Origin of the sequence: Bacillus sp. AP50 (assembly GCF_040492675.1) — a bacterium.
Classification (GTDB): Bacteria; Bacillota; Bacilli; order Bacillales; family Bacillaceae_G; genus Bacillus_A; species Bacillus_A cereus.
The window spans coordinates 1-1,185 of record NZ_JBEUTW010000720.1 but is presented as its reverse complement, the minus strand read 5'-3'; the positions used below and the strand labels follow the sequence as shown (position 1 = coordinate 1,185).

Below are 1,185 nucleotides of genomic sequence, written 5' to 3'. Positions count from 1 at the left end.
TCAGCTTGCACAATATATTTCAACCATTGCAAATGGCGGTTACCGAATGAAGCCACAAATTGTACAAGAAGTTAGAGAGCAACCGAATAGACCAGAGGATGTAGGAAAAGTCGTTCGGTCGATTGAACCAGTTGTATTAAATAGAGTGGATATGGACACTTCGTACATTAATCATGTAAAAGAAGGATTTAGAAGAGTTTTTCAAGAAGCTGACGGAACAGGTACCGGAACGTTTAAAGGTCTACCATATAAACCAGCGGGAAAAACAGGAACAGCTGAGACAGTATATGGTGGAGAAAGTGATATTGGAAGAGATGAGAACAACAACCGAAAAAAATGTTATAATTTAACTCTTGCCGGTTATGCACCATATGATGCTGATCCGGAAGTAGCTTTTTCAGTTGTTGTACCATGGGTGAATGATGATAAATCAGGAATTAATTCTGCGATTGGTAAAGAGATTTTGGATGCGTATTTTGAATTAAAAACAAATAGATCAAATACAAATTCAATTCCAGTAGAACAACCGAACAAGGCACAGTAAAAATAGTATCACTGCATGGAAACATATTGTGCAGTGATATATTTTTTGAGTTAAAAAGCGCTTTATAAGGTGGGAATGGATATGAAAAAGGAGATTAAGAGAGGCTGGGGAAAGTACATACTATTTATATTGGTGATAGTCATAGGCTACCATTCTTTTACTTTATGTAAGGTGGAAGGGGAATCGATGCAGCCGACTTTATATGAAGAAGACTACGTATTTGTAAATAAAGCAGTAGTACGTCTTTCTAATTTACAACACGGAGAAATTGTCATTATAAAGGAAGCGGATGAATCGAAATATTATGTGAAACGTGTAATAGGGCTTCCTGGTGATGTAATTAACATAACGAACGGAAAGGTATATGTGAACGATAAAAAGCAAGAAGAACCATATACAAACAAAGATTTATTTAACAACACACAAGTGTTTTATAACTTTCAAAAGACAAAAATTCCGCCAAATAAGTTATTTGTAATGGGAGATAACCGCGAAGTAAGTAGAGATAGTCGAAATGGCTTAGGATATATTGAAGAAGATAACATAATTGGCAAGGTGGAATTTGTATATTATCCTTTTTCAAAAATGAAAATAATAGAATAAGTGGGAAAGGAGCAAAACCCCACTTATTAAAGTTTCAC

Annotated in this window: 2 protein-coding genes; both read left to right on the top strand. The window is 35.0% G+C overall.

The window, feature by feature from the left end:
* Positions 1-544: penicillin-binding transpeptidase domain-containing protein (locus ABWK52_RS28830; protein WP_353772349.1), on the top strand; the 544-nt coding region annotated here is incomplete at its 5' end.
* Between the two features lie 81 nt (positions 545-625).
* The gene (gene lepB, locus ABWK52_RS28825) at positions 626-1,147 is read left to right on the top strand and encodes a signal peptidase I (RefSeq protein WP_001986493.1); all 522 of its coding nucleotides are present in this window, start codon (positions 626-628) and stop codon (positions 1,145-1,147) included.
* The last annotated feature ends 38 nt before the right edge of the window (positions 1,148-1,185 follow it).